We start from the raw sequence: 23,131 nt of genomic DNA on the forward strand, positions 1-23,131 counted from the left end.
TCAGCAACCTGCATCTCCGGTATACCGAAAGGTGATGGGCGCATGGAGTCAAACGTCGATTTCCGCCTGGAAGTTCCGCACGACTTCGACGACTCGGATGCCGAGACTCAGGTCCACCCCATGGCCAGGAAGCTGTTTCCCGCCACAACTGCCGCAGGAGCATTCGGAAAAGCAGGGCAGTGGGTGGAGGAAAACGACGTTTTCCTCGTTGATGTTTCTTGGGATTTCATGCACGACGAACCCGAGCCCTACGTGCTGAGCATTTACTTTACCTTCGAGCTGAACGCCGAGGACGAGTAGGATCGACCGGCCACGCGACGTCGTCGATCGCGAGCCACGGCGCGACGGCCACGGCCGTGGGCGTGAGCCCGGCGAACGCCTTGACCTCGCGGTGGAGGTGGGGCTGGTCGACGTAGCCGCTCTCGGCGGCGACGCCGGCGGCGGCGTGACCCGCCGCGAGAAGGTGGGCGGCGTGGTCGAACCGCACCAGCCGGGCGGCGCGTTTGGGAGTGATGCCCAGTTGGGTCCGGAAGCGGGACCATAGGCGCTTGCGGCTCCAGCCGACCTCGTCCGCCAGGCCGTCGATCCGCACCCGCCCCCGGCTGGTGAGCGTCCGCCGCCAGGTGTGGACGACTTCCGGATCGACGGGTGGGCGGGCGCCCAGCCGTCGGCCGAGGATTTCCGCCGCGATCGTGAACCGTTCGTCCCACGACGCGGCGGCGCGCAGCCTGTCCTCGGCTCGCCCGGAGTCGCGGCCCCAAACATCATCGAGGGAAACCACCGTCCCGCTGAGCTCGGTAGCCGCGCCGAACACCGCGGCTACCGCGGCCGGCTCCAGCCGGATCTGGAGGCACTCGCCGGCCCCCCGGCCGGCTACTCGAAGATCGCCGGGGAGGAGCCCGATGACGACACTGCCGCGTTCGTGCCGGCCGTGGGTGTCGTAGACGAGGCCTTCTCCCTCGCTCAGGTCGATGATCAGGGTGACGGATGGGTGCGCGACCATGGCGATGTCCACGAGTGCGGGGGCACGGTGGCGGAACCCGGCCATGCTGATCCCCGGCAGCCGATCTGACCGGCGCGGGACCGCGATGTCCACCGACGCCCAGTCGGGTGGTGTCCTGGTCGACAGCACGTGACCATTCTAGGCTTTGGGGATTACCGGCGGGCTGTCAGCGGCCGTCGCCGTGAAGCCCAGCAGCAGTTCGCTGGTCGTCTCGGGTGCTTCGAACATGGGTATGTGCCCGACGCCGGGCAGCAGCTCGACCCGTGCGTTCGGCACCGCGTCGTACCGGTGCGCCGACGACGGCTCCCAGCGGGGGTCGGCGGCGCCGAAGATCACCAGCATGGGGACTTCGAGGGCGGCGAGACGTTCGGGCACGCTCCGCTGGACGATGTACTCGGTGTTGCGGCGCAGCACCGCCCTGAACGTGCGGTACGTGGTGGCCCGTACATCGGCGACCAAGTCGTCTGGGATCTCCACAGGGCGAGCGCACGTCGCGCTCATCGCCCTGCGGGTCATCGCGTCCGAACGCCTCGAGAACAGGAGCGGGCCGAAAGGCGGGGCCAGCAGGACCCGAAGAATCAACGGCTGCGGAAGGAGCGCGTCGAGACTCGGGCCTGTGCTGATCAGCGCGAGCGACCTCACCAGGTCGGGGCGCTGTTCGGCGAGCGCGGTGGCGATGTAGCCGCCGCTGGAGTGCCCGACCGTGGTCACGCGACGAAGGCCGAGGTCGTCGAGCATCGCCGCCAACCGGCCCGCCTGCACAGGCACGTCGTATGACCGCGCGGGCGGAGACTGGCCGCAGCCCGGGAGGTCGACCCGGATGAGGTGATGGTGGCTGGCGAGTGCCGGGACCACCGGGCTCCAGGAACCGCCCGAGAACCCCGATCCGTGGATGAGCAACAGCGGCGGCGCCTCCCGCGGGCCGTCGTGGACCACGCGCATCCCATGCGACTGCTCAAGGTTGTACTCACTCATGCAGAAGACGATGCATGGGCTGCTGGCTATCAGTCTTGGACAAATGTCTGCACTCCCGCCGAGCAGGACCCCTGGGGGACATAACCGCTGACCTGGGCTAACGCAATCACGTGTACCTGGTGACAGCACACCGGTCAGTGGACGATACATCGGATGTTTTGTCACGGCCTATCGGAAGTGTACAGAAGATTGTTCTGATTCGGTGAGCTGTGCAAGGGCTGGGACCTCCCGCAAAGGGATGGTGAGCTGGGACGGTCGAATCTCGCCGGGAGATGCGAGCGCCGGAGGACGGCCACCGAGGTCTGATCACGAGTGAGAGAACATCGGACCATAAGTCTTGTTGCGGACAGGTTTCGGTGCTATTTCCTTATTTCGGACCCCCCATGTGATCGGAGGAATCTGTGATCAACTCTCTGCAACGAAGACTAGGTGTCGCCCTGCTCGCCGCGTTAGCGCTGGCTGTCGGGTTGACCATACCGGTGCAGGCGCAGGCCGACCCCGAATCGGCAGCTACTTCTGCCCAGACACCCGATGACTTAACCCTGTGGTACGACAAGCCCGCGACCAACTGGGAGACGCAGGCCCTGCCGATCGGCAACGGGCCGTTGGGCGCCAAGGTCTTCGGCGGCGGGGCGAGCGAGCAGATCCAGTTCAACGAGAAGACCTTGTGGTCCGGCGGTCCCGGTCAGGCCGGGTATGACTTCGGCAACTGGCGGACGCCGCGGCCGGGCGCCATCGCCGACGTGCAGGCGCAGATCGACCGCGACGGCAGAGTGAGCCCGGACAGCGTGGCCGCCCGGCTCGGGCAGGGCAAGACCGGTTTCGGTTCGTACCAGACTTTTGGTGACCTATATCTGGACATCGCCGGAGCGCCGCAGAGCTCCACCGGCTACCGCCGCGAGTTGAGCCTGCGCGACGCCGTGGCCAGGGTCGGCTACACCGCCGACGGTGTCACGTACTCCCGCGAGTATTTCGCCAGCAACCCCGGCAACGTGGTCGTGGGCAAGCTGTCGGCCGACCAGGGCGGCAAGGTCTCCTTCACCTTGCGGCACACCTCGCCGCGCAATGACAAGACCGTCACCGCCGCCAACGGGCGGCTCACCATCCGCGGCGCGCTGACCAGCAATCAGCTGAAGTTCGAAGCTCAGGTGCAGGTGATCGCCCAGGGCGGCTCCCGCGTGGACGCCGGGGACAAGATCACCGTCACCGGCGCGGACAGCGCGGTGTTCGTGCTGTCGGCGGGAACCGACTACGCCGGGACGTACCCGACCTACCGGGGCGAGGACCCGCACGCCGCCGTCACCGGCGCGGTGGACGCCGCCGCGGACAAGACCTACGACCAGCTCAAGGCCGCCCACCTCGCCGACTACCGCGAGCTGTTCGACCGGGTGAAGCTGGACCTCGGCGGATCAACGCCGGCGATCCCCACCGACGAGCTGCGCAGGAACTACACCGGCGGCTCCGCCCGTGACGACCGCGCCCTGGAAGCGCTGTTCTTCGCCTACGGCCGCTACCTGCTGATCGCCTCCTCCCGCGAGAACGACATCCTGCCCGCCAACCTGCAGGGCGTGTGGAACAACGTCACCAACCCGCCGTGGGACGCCGACTACCACGTCAACATCAACCTGCAGATGAACTACTGGCTGGCCGAGCAGACCAACCTGCACGAGACCACCAAGCCCTACGACCGCTACATCACCGCCATGGTCGCCCCGGGCCGCAAGACCGCCCAGGACATGTACGGCGCCCGCGGCTGGGTGGTCAACAACGAGACCAACCCGTACGGTTTCACCGGCCTGCACAACTACCCCGCCTCGTTCTGGTTCCCCGAGGCCGCCGCCTGGACGACCCAGCACCTCTACGACACCTACCGTTTCACCGGCGACGAGAACTACCTGCGCGAGACCGCCTACCCGGCGATCAAGGGCGCGGCCGAGTTCTGGCTGGACTTCCTGCACACCGACCCGCGGGACGGCAAGCTCGTCGTCTCGCCCAGCTTCTCCCCGGAGAACGGCCAGTTCTCGGCCGGCGCCTCGATGTCGCAGCAGATCGTCCGCGAGGTCTTCACCAACGCCCTGGCCTCGGCCAGGAAGCTGGGCCTCGACCACGAGTTCCAGGCCGAGGTGACCACGGCCCTGAGCAAGCTCGACCCCGGCATCCGGATCGGCTCCTGGGGCCAGCTCCAGGAATGGAAGACCGACTGGGACTCGCCCACCGACACCCACCGGCACGTCTCCCACCTGTTCGCCCTGCACCCGGGCAACCAGCTCACCGCGGGCACCCCCGAGGGAGAGGCCGCCAAGGTCTCGCTGACCGCGCGTGGCGACGGCGGCACCGGCTGGTCCAAGGCCTGGAAGATCAACTTCTGGGCGCGCCTGCTGGACGGCGACCACGCCCACAAGATGCTCGCCGAGCAGCTCAAGTCCTCCACCCTGGACAACCTGTGGGACACCCACCCGCCGTTCCAGATCGACGGCAACTTCGGCGCCACCGCCGGCATCGCCGAAATGCTGGTGCAGAGCCAGCACGACGTGGTGCACGTGCTCCCCGCGCTGCCCAGCACCTGGAAGGACGGCTCGGTGACGGGCCTGCGCGCCCGCGGCGACGTCACCGTCGACGCCGCCTGGAAGGGCGGCGCCCCCGACACGATCACCGTACGGCCCGGCAAGACCGGCCGGCTCAAGGTCAAGTCGTCCATCATCACCGGCCACTACCGGGTCTACGACGAGCAGGGCGACAGCGTCGTCCCGCAGCGTGACGGCGACGTCCTGAGCTGGGAGGCGCAGGCGGGCAAGGCGTACACGATCGAGAACGAGTCCGCCGTCACCCTCAAGGCGCCGGCCGCGGCCTCGCCCGGCGTCCCGTTCGACGCCGAGGTCACCGTGACGGCCATCCGCGAGCGCGAGGTGCCCGCCTCCGACGTGACCCTCACCCTGCCCGCCGGGTGGACCGCCCAGCCGGCCTCCCAGCACCTGCCGGCCGCCTCGCCCGGTTCCCCCCGCACCGCCACCTTCACCGTCACGCCAGGCCCGGCCACCGGATCACGCCAGGCGCAGCTCATCGCCAAGGTCGTCGGCGACTCCTGGCAGGGCTCGGCCACGGCCGTGCTCGCCCTGACCCCCTGCTTCGCCCCGCCGGCCGGCTCGGTGCTGGTCGCCTGGAACCCGACACAGGGCGGCACGGTCACCGACTCCTCCGGCAACGGCCGCCACGCCACCGTCGCCGGCGGCACAGCCACCTACGACACCACCGCGCCGACCGGCAGCGGGCTTAACCTCACCGGCTCCACCTACCTGGTCACCGGCAACACCCTGCTCGGCTACCTGCCCGAGGCCACGTTCGCGGCCGAGGTGAAGATCGGCGGAACCGGCTACCGCCGCCTGTTCGACTCCCAGCCGTCCGGCAACCCCGGCACCGACGGAGTCCTCATCGACGTGACGCCCAGCAACCAGCTGCGGTTCATCGGCGCGGGCACGGGCGTCACCCTGAACACCACCCTGCCCACCGGCCGCTGGATCGACCTGGTGGTCACCCTCGACCGCACCGGCCTGATCACCGTCTACGTGGACGGCGAGCAGAAGGCCACCGGCCAGGCCACCTCCGACGGCATCACCGGCTGCACCGCCCGCTCCCTCCGCTTCGCCGCCGACCAGGGCGGCGGCCAGCGCATGACCGGCGCGGTGGACCGCGCCGTCATCATCGCCGGGAAGCTGACCGCGGCCGAGGCGAAGAACTGGAAGCAGCTGGCCGACAAGTTCGCGCCGGAAACGGCCGCGACGACCACCCCGGCGCAGCCGGCGAGCGGCTGGTTCACCGGTGCGATCCTGGTCACGCTGTCGGGCGCCGATGAGGCGCAGGGCAGCGGGGTCGACCGCACCGAGTACCAGGTCGACGGCGGTGCCTGGACTCGTTACGCCGAGCCGGTCGTCATCACCGGCGATGGCCCGCACACACTGGCCTACCGTTCCACCGACAAGGCGGGCAACGTCGAGGCCGCCAAGACCCTCGCGGTCAAGGTGGACGCGACGGCACCGGTGACCACCGCGGAACCCGCTCCGGCGAACGACGACGGCTGGCACGCCGACAGCGTGCCGGTGGTTCTCTCCGCGACGGACGAGACCTCTGGTGTGGCGGGCACCGAGTACTCGCTGGATGGTGGCGCGTGGACGCCGTACACCGAGACGGTCACCATTTCGGGTGAGGGCGAGCACGAGTTGCGGTACCGCTCGACCGACAAGGCCGGGAACGTCGAGGAGATCAAGGCCGTCACGGTCAAGATCGACGACAGCGCTCCCACCGTGCTCGTCACCGGCGTCGCGGACGGCACGCGCTACGGCGACAGCCTGAACCTGGAGATCGCCTGGGAGGCCATCGACTCCGGTTCCGGGGTGAAGACGGTCACCGGCACCCTGGACGGCCAGCCGTTGCAGTCCGGGACTCTCCAGCCGCTGTACAAGCTGGCCCTGGGAGAGCACACACTCACCGTCACCGCCGTCGACAACATCGGCAACCAGACCGTCCAGACGGTGAAGTTCACCGTCTGGACCTCGACCGACGACATCTCCGCGCTGATCGACCGCTTCGAAACCGACCACAAGATCGGCGCCACCGGCGCCGCCAAGCTGCAGGACCGGATCGCCAAGGTCATGGTCTCCGAGGACAAGGGAAGAGAAAGGGACAAGAAGAAGATCGTCAAGAAGCTCGAACGCTTCGTCGAGACCGTCAACGACCCGAAGATCGTCTCGAACGCCGAGGTCAAGACCACCCTTCTGCGTGACGCCAACGCCCTGATCACCGAGAACGGCGGCACACCGCAGAACTGAGTCGACCCCACGAGAGGTGCCGGGCAGCCGCAAGGAAGCCCGGCACCTCTCCGCTTCCTACACCCCCGCGAACGGCACCTCCGCGCGGGGGCGTGCTCGCCGACCGGTATCACCGCTTCTCAAACACCGTCTAGGGTGTCACCACCCCTCGTCCAAAGGGGGCGAAGGGGGTCTGGTGGACAGGGTTCGGGCGGCGCGGGTCGCGGTCTCCGTCATGTTCGCGGTTCACGGGTCAGTGACCGGCAGTTTCGCCACCCGGTTGCCGTGGATCGCCGACCGGCTCGGGACCGATCCGGGCGGGCTGGGGCTGGCGTTGTTGTTCGCGGCGGTCGGGTCGTTGTCGGCCATGCAGTTCTCGGGGCTGATCAGTCACCGGTTCCCGAGCCGGGTCGCCACCCCGTTGCTGATGGTGTGCTGGTGCCTGGCGCTGATCCTGCCGGCGCTCGCGACGAGTCCCGTGCTGCTCGGGGCCGCCATGGTCGTGTACGGGGCCACCGGTGGCCTGGCCGACGTCGCGATGAACGAGCAGGGGGTGATGATCGAACAGCGGCTGGCGAAGTCGATCATGTCGGGACTGCACGGCATGTGGAGCATCGGGACACTGCTCGGTTCCGCGATCGGCATCCTGGCGGCGCACGCCGGTCTGGACGCGCGGGTCCACTTCGGCATCGTCGCGCCGGTGCTCGTGATGATCGCGGTGTCGGCCGGGCGCGCACTCCTCGACTTGCCGGATCGGGAGCCCGACGCGGGGCCGCACTTCGCGTTGCCGTCCAAAGCCGTGTCGCTGATCGCGTTGGTCGCCTTCTGCGCGGCGTTCGGTGAACTGTCCGGGCTCGACTGGGCGGCCATCTATCTCACGGACGTGACAGGGGCGGACGCGTGGGTCGCGGCCGCCGCGGTCACGGGGTTCGGCGCGACGATGGCGATCGCGCGGTTGGCGGGAGACCGGATCGTCGATCGTTTCGGGCCGGTGGCGACCGTACGGACGGCGGGAGTCCTGGCGGTGACCGGGGCGCTGACCGTGGTGGTGGCGCGGGACCCGGTGCCGGCGATCTCCGGGTTCGCTTTGATCGGGCTGGGGGTCGCGGTGATCGTCCCTCTCGCCTTCACCGCGGCGGGGAACGCCGGGCCACGTCCCGCGCAGCAGATCGCCGGTGTGGCCACCATCGCCTACGGCGCCGGGCTGATCACCCCTGCGGCCATCGGCATGATCGCCGACGTGACGTCCCTGCCGATCTCATTCCTCGTGGTCGCCGGAGCGTGCGCGTTCACGATCATCGGGGCGGGGCGGCTGCGACGAGGGTCTACGCATGGCCACGCCCGCTAGGACGGCCAGCCCGCCGAGACAGAGCCAGGCGAACACGTCACCGATCCGCGCGTACGGCGTCGGAGAACCCGCGACGGGCACGTACGCGGTCATCGTCTGCTGGGTGACGGTGAAGTAGTCGGCTGAGGTGAGCATCCGGCCTCGCGGGTCGAAGACGGCGGCCAGGCCGTTGCTGGCCTGGCGAATCAGCGAGTAGCCGTTCTCCACCGCTCGGATGGCCGCCTTCTCGGTGTGGGCGGTGCCGAAGCCGTACCAGTCGTTGGACGGCACCAGCATCAGGTCCACGTCGGCGGCCTGTCTCATCAGGGCGGGGAAGTCGGCGTCGAAGCAGATGACGTTGGCCAGGCGGCCGAAGGGAGTGTCCGCGGTCGGCACCCGGCCGTTCCCGGGGTCGATCGGATCCATGCCCGGCACTGGACGGGCTTTCTCGTACGTCCATCGGGCGTGCCCCGTGGGATCGACGAGTACCGTCTCGTTTCGCATGTACGGCGACGTGCTCGTGATCACGATCAGTCCGGCATTCACATAGGCGCCGGTCCTGACGGCGATCGCCGCGATCTGGTCGATCAGCCGCCGCCGATCGGCCTCGCGCGCCGCGCCGCCCGCCTCCGGCCAGACCACGATCTCGGCCCCGGCGTTCGCCTCCCGTTCGGTGGCGGCCAAGAGCGAATCGTTGACGGGGGCGAACACCTGCCGGACCACGCGGGGGTCCGCGCGGGCGAGCCGTTCGGGGGAGGGGAAGCCGTTGCGGGCTCTCTTGGACTCCTCCAGGGCCGAGCGGGCCGGGCTGACCCCTGCCACCCGCACGCTCTCATGAGCCGGCGCCGCGAAGGCCAGGCGCATGCTGCCGCCGACGAGCACCAGCACCAGGACGGCCCCGAAGGGCGCCACCCGCCGCCAGGTGAACCCGTCCTGCCACAGGTGATTGCCGACGGCGGCGAACCAGGCGATGAGGAAGCTGACGCCGTAGCCGCCGGTCACCGAGACGAGCTGGAGCAGCGGGAGGTTGTCGTGCTGGGTGGCGGCCAGCGAACTCAGGATGTTGCCGACCGGGCTCAGACTCGCCAGCGCGTACTCCACGCCGACCACCCCCGCCGGGAACACCAGCGTGGCCCACGCGCCGGGCAGGCGAGCCGCCAACAGCCGGTCCAGCAGGTACGGCAGCACGGTCACCAGGGCCATGACCAGGGAGAGCAGCAACACCGGACTCAACACCGGCAGCCCGCTCTCATAGAGCCAGAACGTGGTGGCCACCATGGTGGCAAGCGCGATCCCGCCCAGCGCGGGCAACACCCGGCTGGTGCGGGAGAACCGTAACAGCAGGATCAGGTAGACCCAGGCCGCCCCGGCCACCTCCCACCGGCCGTGCGCGGCCACGAGCGACAGGGCGGTTCCGGCCACGAGCACGGTCCATCGCGTCAGCCGATTCATGCGGCGAATCTAGGAGCCTCGGTCCCCGCTCCCCATCCTGCACACCCCCGAACCGCAGGTAGGGAACACCCTTCCCAGGTGAGGCCCTGCGGTCCGAGGAAATCTTTCGTCGTCGCTGTCACAGGCCGGGAGGCTGTCCTGTCTTAGCTGGCGACCGGATGGCGATCGATGCCCCGGCGGACAGGAAGGCTTGTCATGAAGATCGTGGTAATCGGTGGTACCGGCCTGATCGGGTCGAAGGTCGTGGCCAAGCTCGGTGAGCACGGTCACGAGGCGGTCGCGGCGTCGCCGAACACCGGTGTCAACACTCTCACCGGTGAAGGGCTCGCCGATGTGCTGGCCGGGGCGGCTGTGGTGATCGACTTGTCGAACTCGCCGTCGTTCGAGGACGCCGCGGTGCTGGAGTTCTTCGAGACCTCCACCCGCAACCTGCTCGCGGCTGAGGCGGTGGCGGGCGTCGGTCACCATGTCGCGCTGTCGGTGGTGGGAACGGAGCGGCTGCCCGGCAACGGCTACTTCCGGGCGAAGATCGCCCAGGAGAAGCTGATCGAGGGCTCGTCGATTCCGTATTCCATCCTGCACGCCACGCAGTTCTTCGAGTTCGCCCGGAGCATCGCCGACGCGGGCACCGATGGCGGGACGGTCCGGATGCCTCCGGTGCTCTTCCAGCCCATCGCGGGTGACGAGGTCGCCCAGGCGGTCGGCAGGATCGCGGTGGGGTCGCCATTGAACGGCAGGGTCGACGTGGCCGGGCCCGAGCAGTTCCGGATGGACGTGTTCTTCCGGGACGCTCTGGCGGCGTGGCACGACCCGCGCGAGGTGGTCACGGACCCGCACGCGCGCTACTTCGGCAGCGAGCTGGCCAACGGAAGCCTCGTGCCGGCGGGTGAGGCGATCCTCGGCGAGATCCGGTACGCCGACTGGCCGGGCCGGATCCCAACCGGCGAGTAGCGCGTCCCCACGGCCCAACGCGGAAGGCGAGATGATCGTTGTCGTGAGACCCGGGGTGCCACAATCGTTGCGCGACCCTTCACCGCAGGTCAACCGGACTGGGGAACCTCCGATTCCCCAGGAGATCTCAACGGCGGGAACGCTCGTCGACCAGCAAGGACCACCAACGATGCAGTCGAACAACACCTCTGCGGCGGACTCCGGCGGCCTCCCGGAGGCAGAGGCGTTGTTCCAGGCGGCGCGTGGGCGCTTGTTCGGGATCGCCTACCGCATGCTGGGCAGCGTGAGCGAAGCCGATGACCTGCTTCAGGAGGTGTGGATCCAGTGGCAGACCTACGATCGGGCCACCGTACGGAACGCGGAGGCGTTTCTCGCCACGACGACGACCCGGCTCGCGATCAACGTCCTGCAATCGGCGCGGGTACGCCGGGAGACCTATGTCGGTCCGTGGCTGCCGGAGCCGGTCGACACCACCGCCGACCCGGCGCTGGGCGCCGAGCGCGCGGAGGCCCTTGAAGTCGCGGTACTGATGTTGCTGGAGAGGCTCACCCCCACCGAGCGCGCGTCGTACGTGCTTCGGGAGGCGTTCGGATACTCCTACGAGGAGATCGCCGAGATCATCGGGCACACGCCGGCGAACGTGCGCCAGCTGGTCAGCCGCGCGCGAAAGCACCTGACCGCGGAGAAACGCGCGAATGTCGCCGCCTCCGAGCAGAAACGGTTCCTGACCGCGTTCGTGGCGGCCGCGCGGTCAGGAAACGTGGCTGCATTGGAGGAGCTTTTCGCCGAGGACGTCATCTCCTACTCCGACGGCGGAGGCGCCGTTCGGGCGTCGAAGTTCCCGGTCGTGGGCCGTCACCGCGTGGCGAAGTTCGTGCACGCGTTCGCCGGCACGTTCTGGTCCGGAGTAACGGTGGAGCCCGTCGAGGCCAACGGCTGTGCCGCGATGCGCCTGTCCCGTGACGGGGACGTGTTCGCCGTGGTCACCGTGAGCGCCACCTCGAACGGTATCGACCGAGTGCTGTGGATGATGAATCCGTCGAAGCTCACAGCCATGGCCCGCTAGGGATGTTCGCGTCGCCGTTCGGCGAGATGTACCGGAACCTCGCCGCCTTCGCCCGCCGCCGTATCCGCCGCCCGCGGCAGGCGACGCCGCAAGAACATCACCGCGTCGTCACCGCTTTCTGGTCGGCTTGCGAGACCGGCGATGTCAATGCTCTGATTTCGCTGCTCGATCCGTACGCCATCACGCTGAGTGACGGCGGCGGGAAGGTTCGCACCGCCCTGCATCCCATTCGAGGCGCGGACCGCACCGCGCACTTCATGCTCGGCGCGTTGTCGCATCAGCCCGCGCTGGAAGCCACCCTGCGATCGGTGAACGGCAAGACCGGCCTGGTGTTGCGACACGCTTCAGTCGTCTCCGCGGTCGTCAGTTTCCAGGTGCGGAACGAGAAGATCACCCACGTGTGGGTGGTGCTCAACCCTGACAAACTTCGCAGTTGGCACCACAGCTGAGCGCCGTCCAGATACGAGGACTTTTGGCCCTACCGCCGACGTGGTCTTCCGATCGATGTTGAGAATTAGTGAGTTGGGGCAGCTTCTCGGCAGGGTGCGCACGACGCTGCCGAGCAGCGTCGGGGGATTGAAATGTTCGTCGATCGTCATGATGCGGGTGTGCGTCTGGCCGAGCGCGTACATGAGCTCATCGGGGCCGAGAATGCGGTCGTTCTGGGTTTGCCCAGGGGTGGAGTGCCGGTGGCGTTCGAGGTGGCTCAGGTTCTGGGTGTTCCTCTGGATGTAATCGTGGTCCGCAAGCTTGGTGTGCCGTTTCAGCCGGAGCTGGGATTCGGTGCCATTGGTGAGGGTGGGGTACGTGTCGTCAATCGCGAGATTGTCCGGCTGGCCGAACTCACCCAGGCGGAGATGACCATGGTGGAGGAGCGTGAGCGGCTCGATCTCGACCGTCGTGCGCACCGCTTCCGCGGTGACCGGGTCCCGATAGATCTCGCCGGCCGCACGGTGATCGTGGTGGACGACGGGATCGCCACCGGCGGGACGGCACGGGCGGCCTGCCAGGTCGTTCGCGCTCGCGGTGCCTCGCGGGTGGTGCTGGCGGTTCCGGTGGGACCACCGGACACGATCGCGAGTCTCCGGAAGGACGCCGACGAGGTCATCTGCTTGGAGACCCCCACCCACTTTCACGCGATCGGCTCGTGGTACGTCAATTTCGCGCAGAACTCGGACGAGCAGGTAGTCGGATTCCTTCGCCGGGCCGCGTCCCTTGAGGGCGAGCGAGACAAGAACGCGGCCGGCCCGCCCGGACCCACCGGTGACGTCCAGGTGGACGCCGGGAGGGTCCGGCTGCCCGGCCAGTTCATCGTCCCGGAGAAGACCACGGGCGTTGTGGTGTTCGTCCATGGCAGCGGCAGCAGCCGGCACAGCCCTCGCAATCAGTATGTGGCTTCGATCCTCAACCATGCCGGTCTGGCGACACTGCTGTTCGACCTGCTCACCCCGGAGGAGGAGTTCGAACGGCGCAACGTTTTCGACATTGAACTGCTCGCTGGACGGCTCGCGCGAGTGGCCGGCTGGCTGTCCGGCCAGCCGAACGCGACGGGGCTGCCCATGGGCTACTTCGGGGCCAGCACAGGAGCGGCGGCCGCGCTGTGGGCGGCGGCGGAACCGGGCAACGAGGTGGCCGCCGTCGTCTCCCGCGGCGGGCGCCCCGATCTGGCCGGACCACGGCTCCCCGGCGTCCGGGCGGCGACGCTCCTGATCGTGGGCGGCGACGACAACGCGACCCTCGACCTCAACCGGGCGGCACAGAGACGGCTACGCTGCGAGAACCGGCTCCAGATCGTCCCCGGCGCCACCCACCTGTTCACCGAGCCCGGCGCGCTCGACGCCGTCGCGGAACTCGCGCGCGACTGGTTCATCGGCCACTTGGGTTGAGCGGGCGGCCGGTCCGCGGCTCGCCGACGATGTCGCGCCTAATCCGCGCATCCGGGCGGCGACGGAAGCGCGACGATGAGAGTCCGGCCGCCTTTGCGGACGATCGCCCACACGGTTCCGTCGTGATCCGCCAACGGCACGATCGAGGAGATGCCGAACCGATCGGCGAGGGAGTCGAAGTTCGGCCAGGTAACCGCCTTCCGGGTGATTCGGCTGCGCCGGTATTCGGTCGTGGTGACCCACAACTGTCCCGCGCCGGCGTCAATCTCACGCAGCAACGGGCTGTTCCAGAAATCAGCCTGCTCGGCCGTGTCAGAATGGACATTGATCCGGAAGATCCGCAGTTTCGGCTCTTTGGGATAGGTACACAGGGCGAGCGGCCCGGTGTCGGGGTGATCCCGGAAGATGACGTCCGAGGGGTAACCGATGTCGTGAGCTTCCTTCTTCGTGTCGATCCACAGCCAGTCATGCCCGCTGCGGGTGTAGTTCCACGCCACGACGAAGGCACTCGCGGTACTCGCCGCTTTCCAATAGCTCGCGGTCAGCGGGGCGTCCTTCTGCACCGCCTTGGGCGCGACCTTCGCATCTCGATCGACAGTACGGATGATCTGACGGCTGCTGACCTCCCAGTTCAGGGTGCCCGATCGGGCGAACTCGGCGAGGAGGCACGCGAGCTGGTCCCCATTGACGCCGCCTCGAAGGCTGAATCGCCCCCAGGGCGGGTTGAACTCCCCGTCGGGTGTGTCCTGCCAGTCGACGGCATCCGGGAGCCTGGCCTGGCCGACCTCATCGCAGACGGAGTTGTGGATCTCGACGCGCGGCAGGACACGGTAACGCGAGCGCATGAAGCCGGTTTCGTATTCACGGCTCTGCCAGACCAGCCAGAACCTGTCGGCCCCCGAGAAGGCGTCGACGAAGTCGACGTTGAAAATCTTCTGGCTGAACACCAACCGGGTGCTGGTGATCCAAGCCGTCCTCCGGCCCAGGACGGCGACCCCCGCCCGGCCCGCGCTCATCCGGACGACCTCGTCCACGTCCACCGCCGAGCTGTACTGCCGGCCCTGGCTGGTGACGACGCGGAGCCGCTTGCCGACCTTGTCCAGCAGGTAGCAGAAGAGTTCCTTGCCGTCCTGGTGCCAGACGGCGTCGATCAGCGTGCTGTACGCGTCTTCCACCTCGACGAGCACGGTCATCTTCGGCTCGGGCGGAGGCGGCGGCGGAGGTGCGGGCGGCGGGGGCGGATTCACCCATGCCGCTCCCACGGCCACCACGGTCTTCGGCTCCGGCACCCGCCGTACGGCGAAGCCCGCCCGGACCAACAGGTCCGTGACAATGGGCACCTGTGCGGCCTGCCCCGAGACCAGGACCGTGAGATTCTGGACGGCCACGCCGGCCTGACCGGTGAGCTGGGTGAGTGAGCGGATGCTCTCCTCCAGCAGCGCCGTGCCGATCCGGTCCACATCGGCCCGCGACAGAGCGGTCTGGGCGCTGATGGGCTGGGGCACGATGACCGATGCCCGGGAGCTCGTGGAAAGCTGGTGCTTGGCCGCGCGAACGCCATGAATCAGCGCGCTGACCAGGGCGAAGTTCGGCTCTGTGCCGGTTTCCTCGCCGGCCAGGTATTCGTGGTAGCGCTCGAGTTCCTCGTTGAGCCTGGGACCTTTCTCGCCGATCCTCGTCACGACCAGATCCAACAGGCTCGCGTCGAAATCCTCGCCACCGACGCGCAGCGAGGCGCTCTGGGCGAGGGCCTTCCAGCCGTTCTCGGTGCGTTGCTGGATCGAGAGTTCGCAGGTGCCTCCGCCCAGGTCGTAACAGGCGACGACCTCGCCGTCCTGGATGACCCCGGCCATGCCGCGGGCGACGGCCTCGGGTTCGCTGCACCACTCCACTTGGTCGTGCCCGGCCAGCCGGGCGGCCTCGCGCAGGACTTCGAGTTGAGGGCCGCCGGCCGTCCAGGACGCGGGATGGGTGAGGACCACGCTGGCCGGGGTTCCGTACAGCTCGGCGCACCGGGCGAAGGCCGTACCGAAGACGGCGGCGATCACCGTCGGTAAGGAGAACAGTTCGACCCCGCCGTCGCCGGTGATGACCGGCAGCGGGGCGCGCGGATCATGGGCGAGCATCAGCTTGGGCGAGCGGATGCCCTGCCCCTGCCCGCTCTCCACCCGGGCGAGGGCGTCGGCTCCGGAGATCCACCCGTGGGGCGACCAGAGCGCCGCCGAGGGGTAGGAGCCGTCGACAGGGAACGTCAGAGGTACCGGACCGCTGCCGGTGTCGACGGCCGCCGCGCAGCCGGAGGTTCCGAAATCGACGCCGAGGCACGGGTATCGCCGGACCGACTCACGACGGGTCGGCATCGTTTCTTCCCTCGATCCGGGACCTGAGGCCTTCGATGGTCTTCAGGTGCTCCCTGGCCCGGCCGAGTTCGGCGTCGGTCGGGGGACGCTCGGTGAGGCGGAGCCGTTCGCGGGCGTCCTGGACGCGCTCCTTGAGCCGCCTTTTCAGCTCGCCGTCGGCGGCGCGGATCTCCTGGTGGATGTAGTTCTCATTCGCGGTGATGAGATCGGCCCGGTAGATGGTCTTGGCGTTGTCGAGATATTCTTTGGCGTCGCGCCGGCGCTTGTCTTTGGCCTTCTGGTGAGCGTTGAACAACGCGCGCGGTACCTTGCTCACTACCTGGGTCCAGGCGTCGACCTTGGTGACGCGCTTCAGGAACCGCTCGCTCTCATCGAGGACATCATCGAATGCGACCTTGGTGGTGTACGTCCGTTCCATCGGGCGAAGTTCGGTGCCCTGGAGAGAGCCCGGATTGGCGGCCGCCTGCTCGGAAAAATCGCCGATGAGGTCGGCCATCGCCATCACGATCCGGTCGTGGACGAGTTTGGCCTGCGCCTGCCATTCCTCGGCGTAGACCTGAGTGATCCGGTTCTCCAGGACTTCGATATCGGAATGGCCGCCGATGCGCGCGGCCTCGTTGGTGAGGATCGCGTGGGCGTGATCGGCTCGTTCGTGAATCCGCTGTTTGAGCGCGGCCTCGTCAAGCCGCTTGAGAAGGTCGGCCGGAAGGCTGATCGCCTCGTAGCCCTCCAGCTCGCGGGCGATCTTCCGGTATCCCTGGGTCGGGTCGTCGGCGGCGCGGATCTGGGTCGTCTCGCGTTCCGCGAGCAGATCGAGCACTCCGGTCAGCACCTTGCGCAACTCGCCCCGGCGTATCTCGCGGACCTTCGGGATGAGCTCCAGCAACGTCTCCCGCAGGAGCGGGATACCACTTTCCGCAAGCAGTTCCGCACGCAGTTCGGCGTCGTCCTCGTCCAGGGTCTCGGCGAGAAGCGCGGAGGTCAGGAGGAGGGGTGCCTCCCCCAGGCGGGGCGACACCTTCGACAGGCGGCTTCTGGAGTCCTCGCGGCTGCTGGCGGCGCTGAGCCCGGCCGCGTCGCTGCGCTGGAAGACGAAGACGACCGGGCGTTCGTCATCGGTCGTCTCCCGCGCGAAATCCAGGACCGGCTGGGAGACCGGACGCTGCGCGTCGACCACCATGACCAGGATGTCAGCTGACTTGGCGGCCGCGCGCATGAGCTCGCCATGGGTTGCCACCAGCCCGCCGCCGCCCGGAGTGTCAACCAGGACGAGCCCGTCGAGCAGCAGCCGGTGGCGGAGCAGGACGTCGATCCGCTGGACCCGCAGCCGATTGGCGGGATTGGCCTGCTCTCCCGCGTAGGAGGCGATCTCGTCCAGGCCGATCCGCAGGGGCTCGTCCCGATCCTGAAAGCTGACCGTCGCCGCGGCGTCCCCGGGCGACCCCGCCCAGCCCACCTTCACTTCGACGTTGCTCGCCACATCGTCATGGACCGGGAGCAGCCCGGCATGCTCGACGAGCGCGTTGATCAGGCAGGACTTGCCGACGCTGCGATCACCCGCGAATACCGCCGTGATGGCGGCGTCGACCGCCGCCGCGGCCCGGTCGATATCGTCGGCGGCCACCATGAGCCCCGCGGTTACGGCGAGTCGCCGGACGGCTTGGACGTGATCCATCTGAGGAGAGCTGTTCGTCACCGTGACTCCTTTGACTCGGCCAGACGCCCATAGGCCGCCGCGGCGTGGAGGGCGAGCGTGCGAAGCACCGGGGGAGTGCCGGGGACGTTCGCCGGACGCAACCAGCGCACCGCCGCCTTGGCGGCCTCGCCGGGCGTTCCCGCGTAGTCGCCGGAGAACAGCACGCGGAGTTCCTCGCGTTGGCCTGGTCGCAGCGGCGTGTTCTGGTCGCTCGCCGTGCGCAGATCGTTGAGGTCGCGGAGCTCTCGCCCGTACGCGGAGGCGTACATGTCTTCGATTCTGGAGAGAGTCCGGGTGTCGCCGTCCGCGAAGGCCGCGTGCGAAAGGCGCCGCATGGCGATCGCGGACCGCAGCAGACCTTGGCGTCGGCGAAAGATGTCGTTGATGACGCTCTCGAGCGCGGCGATGCCGCTGGCCTTCTCCAGGGCGGCCGCGAGGTTCTCCGCCGTCAGTTCGCCCCGGTCGGCGAGGGCGAACCCGAGGCTCAGGCCGTACGGCAGCAGGTTCTGCCAGAGGTCCTTCGCGCCAGACTCGTCCACCTGGGTGTTCAGTCTTCTGACCAGCATGTCCACTGATCTGCACGCGGCCTCGCGCCCCTTCGGCAGGGCGGCCAGTTTCCGCAGGGCTCCGAGCAGGGAAGCGTCGAGCACGCCGCAGCGGGCCGTCTGCGCGAGCTGGGCGATGACCGGCTTGACGTTCCACGCCACCGACTCCCATTCGGGGCGGTGCGCGGCGGCGATCTCGGCGGCCCGCGCCAGAGGATTCTGGGATTTGAACCCCAACTTGTCCACCTGGGCGAAGACCAGCAGGATGTCGACCGGCGTCTTGATGGATCCCACGCCCAGCCGCCGGAACCCGCCGGCGATCCGCTCGGCGTCACTGCTTCCCGGTAACTGATCGCTGACGTAGATCAGGACGTCGGCCTTACCCACGCCGGCGAGCGTCTCCTGCTCTCCTCGTGGATGAACACCCAGCAGGTCCGCGGTCCGGCCCGAGTTCTCCTGAACCTGTGAGTGCAGTCCCGGGGTATCGATGATCGTCAGGTCGGCCAGGACCGGTTCGTCAAGCTCGGCGATCACTTTCTCGACCGAGGCGGCGGGCAGCGCGGCCACCTCAGCCGAATCCGTGATCTTGTACGTGTCCTCGCCCGGCCGATCGCGGCGGATCACCCTGATCCTCGGGCCATCCGGCCCGGCCGCCTGAAACCACCAGTTCCACGCGGTGTTCTCGGCATGATGGGTGACCACGATCCGATGCCGCAGCAGCGCGTTGACCAACGTGGACTTGCCGACGTTGACATCACCGACGATGGCCGCCCGCAGCGGCCGGTCAAGCATGCTCGCCAAGTCTTTCGCGCATCTTGCGGTCTTTTCATGACCCGACCGGGCACCTACTTCGCCGAGTAGCGCCGCGACCTGCTCTTTCTCGTCGGCATAAACCACCACAAGAATAAATATACTAGGGAAATCCCCAGAAAGTCGAAGGCCTCTTTAGCGATTATATGCCGCGCTCGACGTCGTTAGGGATATTCAACACGCATGCGGACAATAACCCCCCCAGTACGGGCTGAATTCGGTGTGGGGTTACAGCAGGGTGCTCCAGTAGGACCAGAACCTGATGCCGATCGCTGTGACGACCGTCAGGAACCAGATCGTGAGCGGCACCGCGTGGTAGCCGATGATGGCCCGCGCCATCGGCCGCCGCCGCAGGTTGTGCAGGGTGACGTACCAGAAGAGCGGGATGGTGACCGCCCAGACGACCATGCAGTACGGGCACAGCGCGCCGATGACGTACAGGCTCTGGTAGATCAACCAGTGCACGAACACCGCGCCGAAGGTGACGCCGGCCTGCAGGCCCAGCCAGAACCAGCGGGGCGGTCGCGCGCCCGTCACCAGTACCACGCCGACGGTCACCAGGATGGCGAAGGAGGCGATGCCCAGCAGCGGGTTGGGGAAGCCGAACGCCTCGGCCTGCGGGGTGCTCATGACCGAACCGCAGGACAGCACGGGGTTGAGGCTGCAGGTCGGCACGTAGGACGGGTCCTTCAGCAGGGCGATCTTCTCCACCGCCAGGGTGAAGGCCGCCGCCAGCCCGAACAGCCCGCCGATGGTGAGCAGCCAGGGCAGCAGGCGCGGGAACGGATCCTGCGTCCCGGCCGGATCGGCGAGTCGCACGTTGGACGCGTTGAGTGTGGCCATCTCGGGGAGCGGCTCAGCCGGCGAGGGCCGCATCGATGGCCGTCTTGAAGTCGTCGGAGGTCTGGGGCTGGAACTTTTCGCCGTTGAGGAAGAACGTCGGCGTGCCGCCCACGCCCAGGGCCTGCCCGTCGGCGACGTCCTTCTTGACCCGTGCCAGGGTGGCGGGGTCGTTGTAGGCCTTCTCCCAGGCCGTCATGTCCAGGCCGAGCCCCTGGGCCAAGCCGCGGAAGACCACGTCGGCCGGGACCTTCTTCTCGCCCCACTGGCTCTGGGTCTGGTACATGCGCTGGTACATGGCGTCGAACTTGCCCTGCTGGGCGGCGGCCTCGACGGCGCGGGCGGCGCGTTCGGCGTTGAAGTGGCTGGGTATCGGGAAGTAGCGGGCCACGAAGGTGACCTTCCCGGCGTACTGCTCGCGTAGGTCCTCCACCACGGGGAAGGCCTCCCGGCAGGCCTCGCACTCGAAGTCGAGGAACTCCACCAGGGTCACCTTGCCGTCGGCGGCGACCGACAGTTTGTGGCTGTCGGCGCGCACGAGACGTGACTCCCCGGCCGCCAGATCCGCCGGCTTCGAGCCGGAGACCCGGTTGACGGCGAACACCACGGCCAGCACGATGGCGAACACGCCGATCACCGTCAGCGAGATCGTCACGTTCTTGCGCCGCGAGAGTGTGCGCTTCTCCTGCTCGCGCATCGCTTGGATTTTGGCCTTGGGGGCCTGCCCGTGGTCTCTCAGATCCGACACGTCGCCTCTTTCGTCGTGGGGTGGCCCTGGCCTGGAGTCGCGAATGCCGGTCTTTCCGGGCATGGGGACTGTTCGCCCATGACTCCTCGTTCGATGCGGCCTGAACTTCTACATCACGTAGAACTTCTACCGTACGTCGAATACGGACGACATAAGCCGGGGCGCACCGCCTCCCTCGACACGTCGTGGAGGTCTACGACTCAGACATGAAGGGTGGGCCGGTAGAGGAGCTCTTGGGTGTGGCCGTCGAGCGTCCGGCTCTCGATCAGCTCGAGGTCGAAGTCGGCCCCACCCTGGAAGATCGGGTCCGCTCCGGTCTGACCGGTGATCACAGGGAAGAGCGTCACCTGGACGAGGTCGACCAGACCGGCGGCCATCAGCGCCCGGTTCAGCGACAGGCTGCCGTGCGAGCGCAACGGCACCTCGGACTCCTCCTTGAGCCGGGCGACGATGTCGACGGCGTCGCCGCTCACGACGGTCGCGTCCGGCCAGCCGAAGGGTCCTTCCAGTGTGGCCGACACCACCGTTGCCGGCAGGTTCCCCATCCGGGTGACCCATGGGTCACGGGCCTCGGACTCCCCGGTGCTCGAGGCCAGCATCTGCGCGAGCGCCCGATACGTGTTGGCTCCGAAGACCATCCGCTGCTCCTGGTCGTACAAGGCGAGGCGGTGGTCGAGCAGCTCGGGGCCTTGCTTGCCCCAGTAGCCGCCCCAGTCGCCGCTGTGGGCGCCGAAGCCGTCGAGGCTGGTAAAGACGTCGAAAGTGTAGGTAGCGGTCATGATGTTCTCCTCGAATTCGGTTGATCGGGTGTGTGGATCCAGATTGGAAACCACGGCTTGGTCGACGACATCACCTATCGGAGACAAGCTCGGCCAGGTGGTGCAGCGAGTTGTTGGCCGTCTTGTAGTCCCCGTCTGGATGCTTGGCGTGATGCATGTCCATCCGGAAAATCTGCCCCACCTCGGTCAGCGGCGCCTGGTCGACAGCTTCCTGAACCCAGCCGGTGCCATCGATCGAAGCATGGGTCGTCGGGTCCGCCAGCACCGCGAACACCCGCGCGGCGGGCGCGGCGACAGTCAGGGTGGCGTTCACGTTCTCCTGGTCCACGGTGTGCACGCTCCTTGTCATCTCATCTCGGGCCTCCCGCCCTAGGCGCGCCCGTCGCGTCTGAATGACGGACATCATGGACCTCCGGTGAGCGGTGACCGGCCCCTTGCCGGCCTCTCGCCTTGGCTACGAACGGGCTCGACGCCACCCGACATCACCACAGAAAAAAATCGAAGACGCCTCAAAGTAGGGACCGGCCCCACCAGTAACCAACACGCCTGGTGGTACTGCACTGCGGCGGTGCCGAGCGGGACACCCACGCCGTCTGTGAATGGTCTTGGCTGAACAGGTACGTGGTCGTCGCCACCGGCATCCCGGGCACGGGCGCTGTCTGCGGGTAGGCAGTGGGGGAGTGGGCCATCGCCTGTCTTGCGGACGGTTACATATGCGGTCGTGGCTGGGCGCGCGGACAGGACGAGCATCGGGGCGAGCCATTGGGAAATCGAATCGCTTGCTGGCGCGGTTTCCTCACCGGCTCCCCGAACTGGTTCGGCAGGCCACGCATCGAACGACTCGCCGCCCTGACCGGACGCTCCCCAGAAATCCTGCAACGCGCCCTGACCGACGCCAGCCCACACAAACCCCGCAAGCGCCACGCGGCTCCCAAACCGAAGCGCATGAACAAGGCCGAGCTCTACCAGCGCATCCGGCACGACGCCGAAACCGAGCCACTCTCCATGAGAGCACTGGTCAAAAAGCATCGAGTCACCTGGCGGACCGTCCGAGCCGCCCTGGACAACCCCGAACCTCGCCCCCGGAAACCACTGCCACGTCGTCCATCAATGATCGATCCCGTCCAACACCTCATCGACTCCATGATCGAGGCCGGACACGGGCCGAAGCAGATCTGGGAGCGGCTTACGGACGAACATGACGCCGCAATCTCCTACGGCGCCGCTCAGATCCTACGTTCACGACCAGACAGCACTTGATTCACTCAAACTCCGATGACACGTGCTCAAGGTTCGATGACACAGGACAACTGAGCATCACAGTGGTGCCCGTTCTCACCTACATAGCCACAGGCCAGCATCGTCTTGGCCTGCGCGGCAAGGAACTGCTTCCAACTCGGCCCGGATCGGCGCTGGATCGACACCGGCCTTCTTCAAGATCAGCCACACGGTGCTGGGGGCCAGTTTGTAGCCCAGGCCGATCAGCTCCCCGTGAATGCGCCGATGCCCCCATGTCGGGTTCTCGGCTGCCAGGCGGAGGATGAGTGCGCGGATCTCGTTGGAGATTTGGTGGACGGCCCGGGCGGCGCTGCGGATAAGTCCACTTTCGTCGGACCATGTCGCGGTGCCAGCGCAAGAGCGTGGCCGGGGTCACGACGAAGGCCGGCCACCGGATCCGGGGCAGCAGCCGGGACAGCACCGCCAGCAGCGCCCGGTCCGCCGGCGCATCGGACCGGTCTGGCGGCGCAGCACGGCAAGTCGATGGCGCAGAACGATGATCTCGACGTCCTTACCGGTGTCGCTACACAGCCGCAACAGCAAGAACTGGCCGAGCCGAACCAGCGAGAGATAGAGCAGCGAGACAAACACGAGTCGCGATCCTGCCAGACGG

19 protein-coding genes are annotated in these 23,131 nt (G+C 67.9%); 8 read left to right on the forward strand and 11 right to left on the reverse strand.

Annotated elements, in window-relative coordinates; genetic code table 11:
• The first annotated feature begins 42 nt into the window (after positions 1 to 42).
• On the forward strand, positions 43 to 300 hold the full coding sequence (locus tag Aple_RS10230) for a hypothetical protein (RefSeq protein ID WP_155344273.1): 258 nt from the start codon (positions 43 to 45) through the stop codon (positions 298 to 300).
• On the opposite strand, the gene Aple_RS10235 is transcribed toward Aple_RS10230, so the two are convergent.
• Both Aple_RS10235 and Aple_RS10240 read right to left on the reverse strand, forming a co-directional pair.
• Positions 269 to 1,132, reverse strand: a complete 864-nt coding sequence (locus Aple_RS10235; RefSeq protein ID WP_246264328.1) for a helix-turn-helix domain-containing protein — start codon at positions 1,130 to 1,132, stop codon at positions 269 to 271. The two genes, Aple_RS10230 and Aple_RS10235, sit on opposite strands and share 32 nt — an antisense overlap.
• Positions 1,133 to 1,141: 9 nt before the next feature.
• Positions 1,142 to 1,978, reverse strand: a complete 837-nt coding sequence (locus Aple_RS10240; protein WP_246264330.1) for an alpha/beta fold hydrolase — start codon at positions 1,976 to 1,978, stop codon at positions 1,142 to 1,144.
• A gap of 401 nt (positions 1,979 to 2,379) precedes the next feature.
• On the opposite strand from Aple_RS10240, the gene Aple_RS10245 reads away from it, so the two are divergent.
• Together Aple_RS10245 and Aple_RS10250 are read left to right on the forward strand one after the other, a co-directional pair.
• Positions 2,380 to 6,801 carry a glycosyl hydrolase family 95 catalytic domain-containing protein gene (locus tag Aple_RS10245; protein ID WP_246264332.1) on the forward strand — a complete coding sequence of 1,474 codons (4,422 nt, stop codon included), beginning with the start codon at positions 2,380 to 2,382 and terminating at the stop codon, positions 6,799 to 6,801.
• 175 nt (positions 6,802 to 6,976) lie between these two features.
• A complete protein-coding gene (locus tag Aple_RS10250; protein ID WP_155344274.1) occupies positions 6,977 to 8,128 on the forward strand; it encodes an MFS transporter in 1,152 nt (383 codons plus the stop codon).
• Here Aple_RS10250 and Aple_RS10255 read toward each other — a convergent pair.
• Complete coding sequence (locus tag Aple_RS10255) at positions 8,039 to 9,559, reverse strand: apolipoprotein N-acyltransferase (RefSeq protein WP_155344275.1); 1,521 nt, start codon at positions 9,557 to 9,559, stop codon at positions 8,039 to 8,041. The two genes, Aple_RS10250 and Aple_RS10255, sit on opposite strands and share 90 nt — an antisense overlap.
• Before the next feature lie 195 nt (positions 9,560 to 9,754).
• On the opposite strand from Aple_RS10255, the gene Aple_RS10260 reads away from it, so the two are divergent.
• The 4 genes from Aple_RS10260 (at position 9,755) to Aple_RS10275 (ending at position 13,462) form a co-directional block, all read left to right on the forward strand.
• Complete coding sequence (locus Aple_RS10260) at positions 9,755 to 10,510, forward strand: SDR family oxidoreductase (RefSeq protein ID WP_155344276.1); 756 nt, start codon at positions 9,755 to 9,757, stop codon at positions 10,508 to 10,510.
• A gap of 169 nt (positions 10,511 to 10,679) precedes the next feature.
• On the forward strand, positions 10,680 to 11,576 hold the full coding sequence (locus Aple_RS10265; RefSeq protein ID WP_155344277.1) for an RNA polymerase sigma-70 factor: 897 nt from the start codon (positions 10,680 to 10,682) through the stop codon (positions 11,574 to 11,576).
• Positions 11,577 to 11,578: 2 nt separating this feature from the next.
• Positions 11,579 to 12,025, forward strand: a complete 447-nt coding sequence (locus Aple_RS10270; RefSeq protein WP_155344278.1) for a sigma-70 family RNA polymerase sigma factor family protein — start codon at positions 11,579 to 11,581, stop codon at positions 12,023 to 12,025.
• A gap of 132 nt (positions 12,026 to 12,157) precedes the next feature.
• Positions 12,158 to 13,462 carry a phosphoribosyltransferase gene (locus Aple_RS10275; RefSeq protein ID WP_155344279.1) on the forward strand — a complete coding sequence of 435 codons (1,305 nt, stop codon included), beginning with the start codon at positions 12,158 to 12,160 and terminating at the stop codon, positions 13,460 to 13,462.
• A 38-nt stretch (positions 13,463 to 13,500) separates the two neighbouring features.
• Here the strand turns inward: Aple_RS10275 and Aple_RS10280 are convergent, their stop codons facing one another.
• The 7 genes from Aple_RS10280 to Aple_RS10310 all read right to left on the reverse strand — a co-directional run bounded on the left by Aple_RS10280 (position 13,501) and on the right by Aple_RS10310 (position 21,568).
• The gene (locus Aple_RS10280; RefSeq protein ID WP_155344280.1) at positions 13,501 to 15,822 is read right to left on the reverse strand and encodes an Hsp70 family protein; all 2,322 of its coding nucleotides are present in this window, start codon (positions 15,820 to 15,822) and stop codon (positions 13,501 to 13,503) included.
• Positions 15,806 to 17,518, reverse strand: a complete 1,713-nt coding sequence (locus tag Aple_RS10285) for a dynamin family protein (RefSeq protein WP_170321385.1) — start codon at positions 17,516 to 17,518, stop codon at positions 15,806 to 15,808. Before Aple_RS10285 ends, Aple_RS10280 begins: the two co-directional genes overlap by 17 nt.
• Positions 17,515 to 18,855, reverse strand: coding sequence for a GTPase (locus tag Aple_RS10290; RefSeq protein ID WP_155344281.1), 1,341 nt, complete (start codon positions 18,853 to 18,855; stop codon positions 17,515 to 17,517). The genes Aple_RS10285 and Aple_RS10290 overlap by 4 nt, the downstream gene beginning before the upstream one ends.
• A gap of 246 nt (positions 18,856 to 19,101) precedes the next feature.
• Complete coding sequence (locus tag Aple_RS10295; protein WP_155344282.1) at positions 19,102 to 19,716, reverse strand: vitamin K epoxide reductase family protein; 615 nt, start codon at positions 19,714 to 19,716, stop codon at positions 19,102 to 19,104.
• A 13-nt stretch (positions 19,717 to 19,729) separates the two neighbouring features.
• Positions 19,730 to 20,461, reverse strand: coding sequence for a DsbA family protein (locus Aple_RS10300; protein WP_218038225.1), 732 nt, complete (start codon positions 20,459 to 20,461; stop codon positions 19,730 to 19,732).
• A gap of 200 nt (positions 20,462 to 20,661) precedes the next feature.
• Entirely contained in the window at positions 20,662 to 21,240 is a 579-nt protein-coding gene (locus Aple_RS10305; RefSeq protein WP_155344283.1) for a dihydrofolate reductase family protein, read from the reverse strand.
• Between the two features lie 70 nt (positions 21,241 to 21,310).
• Entirely contained in the window at positions 21,311 to 21,568 is a 258-nt protein-coding gene (locus Aple_RS10310) for an SRPBCC family protein (RefSeq protein ID WP_218038226.1), read from the reverse strand.
• Positions 21,569 to 21,912: 344 nt separating this feature from the next.
• Here Aple_RS10310 and Aple_RS10315 point away from each other — a divergent pair, with 344 nt between their 5' ends.
• On the forward strand, positions 21,913 to 22,500 hold the full coding sequence (locus Aple_RS10315) for a hypothetical protein (protein ID WP_155344284.1): 588 nt from the start codon (positions 21,913 to 21,915) through the stop codon (positions 22,498 to 22,500).
• 390 nt (positions 22,501 to 22,890) lie between these two features.
• On the opposite strand, the gene Aple_RS53150 is transcribed toward Aple_RS10315, so the two are convergent.
• On the reverse strand, positions 22,891 to 23,109 hold the full coding sequence (locus tag Aple_RS53150; protein ID WP_218038227.1) for a hypothetical protein: 219 nt from the start codon (positions 23,107 to 23,109) through the stop codon (positions 22,891 to 22,893).
• Positions 23,110 to 23,131: the final 22 nt, after the last annotated feature.

Origin of the sequence: Acrocarpospora pleiomorpha (assembly GCF_009687885.1) — a bacterium.
GTDB classification, from domain to species: domain Bacteria; phylum Actinomycetota; class Actinomycetes; order Streptosporangiales; family Streptosporangiaceae; genus Acrocarpospora; species Acrocarpospora pleiomorpha.